The sequence below is a fragment of the Pseudonocardia lacus genome, from assembly GCF_018531445.1.
GTDB lineage: Bacteria > Actinomycetota > Actinomycetes > Mycobacteriales > Pseudonocardiaceae > Pseudonocardia > Pseudonocardia lacus.
Window position 1 is genome coordinate 23085 of sequence record NZ_JAHDTH010000087.1, and the last position, 8288, is coordinate 31372.

Sequence of the window (8288 nt, forward strand, 5' to 3'; positions counted from 1 at the left end):
ACCATCAGGACGTCGGACGTCCTGATGGTGGCTTTCCCGGCACGGGGGCGACGTCGCGTGGGGGACGGGCGTATCGGTCGAACGATGGACCCCGGGACGGACCGGTCTTCCTAGGGTCGAACCCATGACCACCGGCACCGACGCGGGCGCGACACCGATCGGGGCCCGCGCCCTCGCACCCGATCTGGCCCGCGGCGGCATGCTGCTGCTCATCGCGCTGGCCAACGTCCACCTGTTCGCCTACGACCACCCGGTCGGCCCGCGCGGCTACCCAGGCGACGTCGAGGGGGTCGACAGCGTCGTCGCGCTGCTGCAGGTGATGCTGGTCGACGGGCGGGCGTACCCGTTGTTCGGGCTGCTGTTCGGCTACGGGATCGTGCAGCTGACCCGGCGGCGGGCGGGTGTCGCGGTGGAGGCCGTGGTGCGGCTCGTGCGGCGGCGGGGCGCCTGGATGGTGCTCATCGGCGCGGTGCACGGGGCGCTGCTGTGGTCGGGCGACATCGTGGGTGCCTACGGGCTGCTCGCGGTGCTGATGGCCGGGTTGCTCGTGCGCGGCTCCGACCGGGCGCTCGTGCGGGTGGCCGCGATCGGGACCGCGCTGACGACCCTGTTCTACGCGGGGTCCGGGCTGGCGGCGGCGGGCGACTCGCGGGCCTTCCTGACCTCGATGACGGTGGCCGACCCGGTGCAGGCGCTGGTCTCCCGCGCGCTGGAGTGGGTCACGTTCGGGCTGCCGGTACAGGCACTCGGCGTGTTCGGGGCGGTCGCCGTCGGCGCGTGGGCGGCCCGGCGCGGCCTGCTCGACGCACCGGAGCGGCACCGGCCGCTGCTGCGCCGGGTGGCCGTCGCGGGCCTGCTCGCGGCCGTGCTGGGCGGGCTGCCGATGGCGCTGGTGGCCGCCCAGTACTGGACGGCGCCGCCGCTGTGGGCGGTGCTGGTGGCGGGCTCGCTGCACGCCCTGGGCGGGTACCTGGGCGGGTTCGGGTACGCGGCGCTGTTCGGGCTGCTGGCCGTCCGGCTGGCCGAGCGCGGCACCGGCCCCGTCACGGGCGCGCTGCAGGCGTGCGGGCAGCGCTCGCTGAGCTGCTACCTCGCCCAATCGGTGGCGTTCGTGGCGCTGCTGCCCGCCTGGACGCTGGGGCTCGGCGAGGGCGCGCACCTGTGGCAGACGGCGCTGGTCGGGGCCGGGGCGTGGCTGGTGATCCTGGTGGTGGCGGCGGTGTCGGCCCGCACCGGCGTGCGCGGCCCCGCCGAGGTGCTGCTCCGCCGGCTCACCTACGGCGCCCGCCGCACCGCCCCCGTCCCCACCTCCTGACGCGCCCCGCCTCCCCCTCCCCTCCGGCCCGGCCCGGCCCGGCCGCCCGCCCGGTTCAGGAAAGCCACGATGCTGCCCTCTGCGGGCAGCATCGTGGCTTTCCTGAACTCCGGGGGCGGGGGCGGGGTGGGGGCGGGGTGGGGAGGCGGCTAGCCCGCCCGTAGCCACTCGGCGACCCGCGGCAGCAGCCTCTGGTCGATGCCGTGCCCGCCGTCGTGCGGCAGCTCGGTGACCTCCGCGCCGCGGTCGCGCAGCTGGCCGACCAGTGTGCTGGTCTGGTCGAGGGTCGCCATCGGGTCGCGCCTGCCGTTGGAGACCAGCACCCGTCGCCCCGCGAGCTCCCCCGCCGGCGGCCCGGCGCGGTAGGGCACCATCGCGGCCAGCAGTACCGCCGCGGTCAGCGAGTCGGGCCGGCCGAACAGCAGCGCCGAGGCGATGTTGGCGCCGTTGGAGAAGCCGACCGCGGTCCAGGCGCCCGCGGCCACGGCGTAGCGCGCCTCGGCGGCGGTGAGGAACGCGGCCAGCTCGTCGGCGCGGGCCCGCAGGTCGTCCTCGTCGAACACGCCCTCGCGCAACCGCCGGAAGAACCGCGGCATGCCGTTCTCCAGCACCGTCCCGCGCACCGACAGCACCGGGGAACTGGGGGCGAGGTGCTCGCGCAGGGGCAGCAGGTCGTGCTCGTCGCCGCCGGTGCCGTGCAGGAGCAGCAGCGGGGTCGGACCGGGGCCGGGCAGCCAGACGTGCGGCCGGTCCAGGGGGTCGGCCGTCACGACGTCGCCGGGGCGGGGTCGTCGGGCAGCCGCAGGGGCGGCAGCGCCGCGGCGATCTGCGCGCGGTCGGGCTCCAGCCACGGCGGCAGCTTGAGCGCCCGGCCCAGGGCCAGCAGCGGCTCGTCGACGGCGAAGCCCGGCTGGTCGGTGGCGATCTCGAACAGCACCCCGCCGGGTTCGCGGAAGTAGATCGAGGTGAAGTACTGCCGGTCGAGGACCTCGGTGACGTGCACCCCGGCGTCGAGCAACTGCTGGCGCCAGCGCAGCTGGGTGGGGCCGTCCGGGGCCCGGAACGCCACGTGGTGCACGGTCCCGCCGGCCTGCAGGCCCCTGGTGCGGGTCTCGGCCGCCACGTCGACCAGCGCTCCCGCGGTGCCGTCGCCCCCGTCGTCCATCGCGAAGCGGGCCCGGTCGCCGGACTCCACGTCCAGGCGCATCCCGAGCAGCTCGGAGAGCATCCGCTGGGTCGGTTCGAGCTGGCGCTCCGACAGCGTCACCGAGTGCAGCCCGCGCACCGCGTGCTCGGCCGGCACGCCGGCGGCGCCGTCCCAGCCGGAGCGCGCGTCGCCCGGGGCGGCCACCAGGTCGATCACCAGGCCGTGCGGGTCGCGCAGGGTCAGCACCTCGGCGCCGTCGCGGTCGACCGGGGCGTCGGCGTCCACGCCGAACCCGGACAGCCGGTTCTGCCACCAGCCGATCGACTCCGGCGGGACGCTGAAGGCGGTGGCTGTGGTGAGCCCGGCGCCGTTGCGACCCGGCGGCACGCCCTTCCACGGGAAGAACGTCAGGATCGTCGACGGCGAGCCCGCGGCGTCGCCGTAGTAGAGGTGGTAGGTGTCCGGGGAGTCGAAGTTGACGGTCTGCTTGACCAGCCGCAGCCCCAGCACGCGGGTGTAGAAGTCGACGTTCTCCTGCGGGTCGGCGGCGATCGCGGTCACGTGGTGCAGCCCGCTGGGCGCGATGTCGGTCATGGTGGGCCCAGCCTATTTGCCGCATCAACCGTCGGGCTCGATGAAATGCCCGCAAGTCGATGTCAAGGAGCGCAAGTTCTTGCGCTACCCTTGCGCCCATGACGAGGCGGCTCGCGGTGGTGGCGCAGAAGGTCGGCGTGAGCGAGGCGACGGTCAGCCGGGTGCTCAACGGCAAGCCGGGGGTCTCCGAGGCCACCCGCGAGGCCGTGCTCACCGCGCTCGACGTGCTCGGCTACGAGCGCCCCACCCGGCTGCGCGGCGAGCGCGCCCGGCTGGTCGGGCTGGTGCTGCCCGAGCTGCAGAACCCCATCTTCCCGGCGTTCGGCGAGGTCGTCGGGGGTGCGCTCGCCCAGCAGGGGTTCACCGCGCTGCTGTGCACCAGCTCGGCCGGCGGGGTCAGCGAGGCCGCCTACGTCGACCTGCTGCTGCAGCAGCAGGTCTCCGGGGCGATCTTCGCCGGTGGGCTCTACACCGAGGCCGACGCCTCGCACGAGCACTACCGGCTGCTACGCACCCGCAAGCTGCCCACCGTACTGGTCAACGCCGCGGTCGACGGGTTGGCGTTCCCGCAGGTCAGCTGCGACGACGAGGTCGCGGTGGAGCAGGCGTTCGGGCACCTGAGGGCACTGGGCCACCGGCGGATCGGGCTCCTACTGGGGCCCGCCGACCACGTGCCGTCCCGACGCAAGCTTGCGTCGTTCCGGACAGCGAGCGGCGGCAGCGCGGACCCCGAGATGGTCCAGCACGCGATGTTCTCGCTGGAGAGCGGCCAGGCCGCGATGCTGCGCCTGCTCGACCGCGGCGTCACCGGCGTCATCTGCGCCAGCGACCCGCTGGCCCTCGGCGCGATCCGGGCGGTGCGCCGGCGCGGGATGAGCGTCCCGGGCGACGTCTCGGTCATCGGCTACGACGACTCGGCCCTGATGACCTGCGTCGACCCCGCTCTGACCACGGTCCGCCAGCCGATCGAGGCGATGGGGCGGGCCGCGGTCGACCTGCTCGTGCACCAGATCGAGGGCAGCCGGGTGGGCACCGCCGAGTTGCTCTACGAGCCCGAACTGGTGGTGCGGGCGTCCACCGCGCAGGTCCGTTCTGACTAATTCCGAACCTACTTCTGTCAAAATCTTGCGCTGATCTGCTAGCCACCCGTACCGTCCCCGCCCACACGACAGGGCGCGACGGACGGGGGCTCATGGGCGAGCGGGAGTGGTGGCGCGACGCGGTGATCTACGAGATCTACCCGCGCAGCTACGCCGACGGGAACGGCGACGGCGTCGGCGACCTCACCGGGGTGCGGGCCCGCCTGGACCACCTCGTCGAGCTGGGCGTGGACGCCATCTGGTTCACCCCCTGGTACGCCTCGCCGATGGCCGACGGCGGCTACGACGTCGCCGACTACCGGCGCATCGACCCCGCGTTCGGCACCCTCGCCGACGCCGAGGCGCTGATCGCCGACGCCGCCGCGCTGGGCATCCGCACGATCGTCGACGTCGTCCCCAACCACGTCTCCGACCAGCACCCGTGGTTCCAGGCCGCGCTGGCCGCCGAACCCGGCTCGCCCGAGCGGGAGCGGTTCTGGTTCCGCCCCGGCCGCGGCCCCGGCGGCGACGAGATGCCCACCGGGTGGGTCTCGGAGTTCGGCGGCGAGCCGTGGACCCGCACCAAGAACGCCGACGGCACGCCCGGCGAGTGGTACCTGCACCTGTTCAGCAAGGGCCAGCCCGACCTCAACTGGACGCACCCGGACGTGCGCGCCGAGCACGAGGCCGTGCTGCGGTTCTGGTTCGACCGCGGGGTCGCCGGGGTGCGCATCGACTCCGCCGTGCTGCCGGCGAAGGACCCGGCGCTGCCCGAGGTGCCGGCCGCGCCCGGCCCCGGCGGGCACCCCTACGTCGACCGCGACGAGCTGCACGACATCTACCGGTCGTGGCGGGCGGTCGCCGATGGCTACCCGCAACCACGGCTGCTGGTCGGCGAGGTGTGGCAGCCCGACGCCGAGCGCTTCGCCCGCTACCTGCGCCCGGACGAACTGCACACCGCGTTCAACTTCGACACCCTGGCCCGCCCGTGGGACGCCGCCGAGCTGCGCGCCTCGATCGACACCACGCTCGCGGCGCACGCCCCGGTCGGCGCACCGGCGACCTGGGTGCTGTCGAACCACGACGTCACCCGCCCGGTCACCCGCTACGGCCGCGCCGAGACCGGATTCGCGTTCGCCGCCAAGCGCGCCGGCACCCCGACCGACCTCGCACTGGGCACCCGCCGGGCCAGGGCCGCCGCGATGCTGACCGCCGCGCTACCCGGCTCGCTCTACGTCTACCAGGGCGACGAGCTGGGGTTGCCCGAGCACGAGCAGCTCGACGACGAGCTGCGCACCGACCCGATGTTCCTGCGCTCGGGCGGCGTCGACCCCGGTCGCGACGGCTGCCGGGTGCCGCTGCCGTGGTCGGGCACCGCGCCACCGTTCGGCTTCTCCCCCGACGGCCGGCCGACGTGGTTGCCGCAGCCGCCGGAGTGGGCCGCGCTCACCGTCGAGGCGCAGGCCGCGGATCCCACCTCGATGCTCGCGCTGTACCGGGCGGCGCTGCGCATCCGCCGCGCCGAGCTGCCCGGGCGCCCGATGCGCTGGCTGCCGGGCGACCCGGCGGTGCTGGCCTTCACCCGCGGCGACACGTTCAGCTGCGTGGTCAACCTCGGCCCCGACCCGGTCGCGCTCCCGCCCGGCGACGTCCTGCTGGCCAGCGGCGACCTCGTCGACGGCCGGCTGCCCACCGACACCGCGGCCTGGCTGCGCACCCCGGCCCCCACCCAGTAGCGGCACCCGAGCAACACGACGGAGGAACGACGATGAGGTCCATCCGCACACCCGTCGCGGCGGTGACCGCCGCGCTGGTGCTCGCCGGCGTCACGGCGTGCAGCAGCGGCGGCGGGGAACCGACCACCACGCCCGACGGCAGGACCGCGATCACCGTGGTCAGCCTGAAGCCGGGCAGCGAGCCCGAGGCGTTCGCGGCCTTCGAGGAGCAGGTCCGCCAGTTCGAGGCGGCGAACCCGACGATCGACGTCACCTCGCAGGAGTACGAGTGGACGGGCCCGACGTTCACCGCGCAGCTGGCCGGCGGCACCCTGCCGACCGTCTTCACGGTGCCGTTCACCGACGGCGCGGGCCTCGTCGAGAACGGGCAGCTGGCCGACATCACCCCGCACGTCGAGGCGCTCGGCTACCTCGACAAGTTCAACGAGGCGGTGCTGGCCACCGGGCAGGGCGCCGACGGGCGGATCTACGCCCTGCCGACCGAGGCGTACGGCGTCGGCCTGCAGTACAACCGCACGCTGTTCCAGCAAGCCGGCCTCGACCCGGACCGGCCGCCGACCACCTGGGACGAGGTGCGGGCCTACGCCAAGCAGATCGCCGAGCGCACCGGCCAGGCCGGCTACGCCGAGATGACCCAGGACAACACCGGCGGCTGGATGCTCACCACGCTGACCTACGCACTCGGCGGCCGCATGCAGGCCGTGAACGGCGACAAGGTCGACGCCACCATCGACAACCCCGGCGCCAGGGCCGCCCTGCAGCGGCTCAAGCAGATGCGCTGGGAGGACAACTCCATGGGCGCGAACGTCCTCTACGACTGGAGCACCATCAACCAGGAGTTCGCCGCCGGCCGGATCGGCATGTACATGGGCGGTTCGGACGTCTACACCTCGCTCAAGCAGCAGAACGGCATCGACCCCGCCGCCTACGGGCTGGCCGTGCTGCCGCTGGCGCCCGGCGCCGACTCCGGCCTGCTCGGCGGCGGCACGCTGGCCGCGGTGAACGTCAAGGCCGGCCCCGAGCAGCAGGCCGCGGCGACAAAGTGGATCGACTTCTACTACCTGGGCAAGTTCGTCCGCGAGGACGCCGCCGTCCTGGAAGCCAAGACCCTCGCCGACAGCGACCAGCCGGTCGGCGTGCCCAAGCTGCCGATCTTCGACGAGGCCACGCTGACCCGGTACAACGAGTGGATCGAGCCCTACGTGAACGTGCCGCTGGCCCAGATGAGCTCGTTCACCGAGGGCATCCACGGCCAGAACCTGGCCGGGGAGCCGCCGGCGCAGGCCCAGGAGATGTACGCGGTGCTCGACACGGTGGTGCAGGCGGTGCTCAGCGACCCGAACGCCGACATCGACGCGCTGCTCGCGCAGGCCGACGCCGACGTGCAGACGATCCTCGACCGCGGCTGAGCGTCCCGTGCTGACGTGGATCCGGCGCGGTGGCCTGAGCACCCTGCTGTTCCTGCTGCCGCTGGTGGTGGTCTTCGGGGTGTTCTCCTGGTGGCCGATCGTGCGCGCCGCGGTGATGAGCGTGCAGCGCACCAACCTGGTCACCGCGCCGGTCTTCGTCGGCTGGGAGAACTTCCAGACGGTCTTCGCCGACCCGCTGCTGGGCACGGCGGTGCGCAACACGGCCGTCTTCGCGCTGATCGCGCTGGTGTTCGGCTACCCGATCCCGCTGGTGGCGGCGGTGCTGATGAGCGAGGTGCGGCGCTGGCGCGGGCTCTACAGCGCGGTGGCGTACCTGCCGGTCGTCGTGCCGCCGGTGGTGGCCGTGCTGATGTGGAAGGTCTTCTACGACCCCCGGCCCGAGGGAGTGTTCAACACCGTCCTGGGCTGGTTCGGCATCGCCCCGCAGGCCTGGCTGCAGTCGGCGGACACGGCGATGCCCTCGCTGGTGCTGGAGGCCACCTGGGCCGCCGCCGGCGGCACCGTGATCATCTACCTGGCCGCGCTGATCGCCGTGCCGCCCGAGCTGTACGACGCCGCCGAGGTCGACGGCGCCTCGATCTGGCGCAAGGTCTGGCACGTCACGCTGCCGCAGCTGCGCGGGGTGCTGCTGGTGACGCTGATCCTGCAGGTCATCGGCACCTCGCAGGTGTTCCTGGAACCGTTCCTGTTCACCGGCGGCGGCCCGGCCAACTCGACGATCACCGTGCTGCTGCTGATCTACGACTACGCGTTCTCGTCCAGCCTGGGCGGCGACTACGGGGCGGCGACGGCGCTGAGCCTGATGCTGGCCGTGTTCCTGGCGCTGCTCTCGGCGGTCTACTTCCGGCTCACCCGGTCCTGGAGCACGTCGTGACCATGCAGTCCACCAGAGCGGTTTCGCCCGGCCCGGTGACGGCCGCGCCCGCCCCCGCGCCCCCGCCGGCCGAACCGGCCCCCCGCCGGCGCCGGCGGCCCCGGCCCGACGAC

Annotated in this window: 7 protein-coding genes; 5 read left to right on the forward strand and 2 right to left on the reverse strand. The window is 73.9% G+C overall.

The window, feature by feature from the left end; translation table 11 throughout:
• The first annotated feature begins 124 nt into the window (after window positions 1–124).
• On the forward strand, window positions 125–1315 hold the full coding sequence (locus KIK08_RS41360; protein WP_214404582.1) for a DUF418 domain-containing protein: 1191 nt from the start codon (window positions 125–127) through the stop codon (window positions 1313–1315).
• A 149-nt stretch (window positions 1316–1464) separates the two neighbouring features.
• On the opposite strand, the gene KIK08_RS19260 is transcribed toward KIK08_RS41360, so the two are convergent.
• Window positions 1465–2085, reverse strand: a complete 621-nt coding sequence (locus KIK08_RS19260; RefSeq protein ID WP_214404583.1) for an alpha/beta hydrolase — start codon at window positions 2083–2085, stop codon at window positions 1465–1467.
• Window positions 2082–3056, reverse strand: coding sequence for a ring-cleaving dioxygenase (locus tag KIK08_RS19265; RefSeq protein ID WP_214404584.1), 975 nt, complete (start codon window positions 3054–3056; stop codon window positions 2082–2084). Before KIK08_RS19265 ends, KIK08_RS19260 begins: the two co-directional genes overlap by 4 nt.
• Window positions 3057–3154: 98 nt before the next feature.
• Between KIK08_RS19265 and KIK08_RS19270 the strand changes: the two genes are divergently transcribed.
• From KIK08_RS19270 to KIK08_RS19285, 4 genes are all read left to right on the forward strand, one after another.
• A complete protein-coding gene (locus KIK08_RS19270) occupies window positions 3155–4156 on the forward strand; it encodes a LacI family DNA-binding transcriptional regulator (protein ID WP_214404585.1) in 1002 nt (333 codons plus the stop codon).
• A 92-nt stretch (window positions 4157–4248) separates the two neighbouring features.
• A complete protein-coding gene (locus KIK08_RS19275) occupies window positions 4249–5871 on the forward strand; it encodes a glycoside hydrolase family 13 protein (protein WP_214404586.1) in 1623 nt (540 codons plus the stop codon).
• A 32-nt stretch (window positions 5872–5903) separates the two neighbouring features.
• The gene (locus KIK08_RS19280) at window positions 5904–7280 is read left to right on the forward strand and encodes an ABC transporter substrate-binding protein (protein WP_214404587.1); all 1377 of its coding nucleotides are present in this window, start codon (window positions 5904–5906) and stop codon (window positions 7278–7280) included.
• Window positions 7281–7287: 7 nt separating this feature from the next.
• Complete coding sequence (locus KIK08_RS19285; protein ID WP_308257737.1) at window positions 7288–8175, forward strand: carbohydrate ABC transporter permease; 888 nt, start codon at window positions 7288–7290, stop codon at window positions 8173–8175.
• Window positions 8176–8288: the final 113 nt, after the last annotated feature.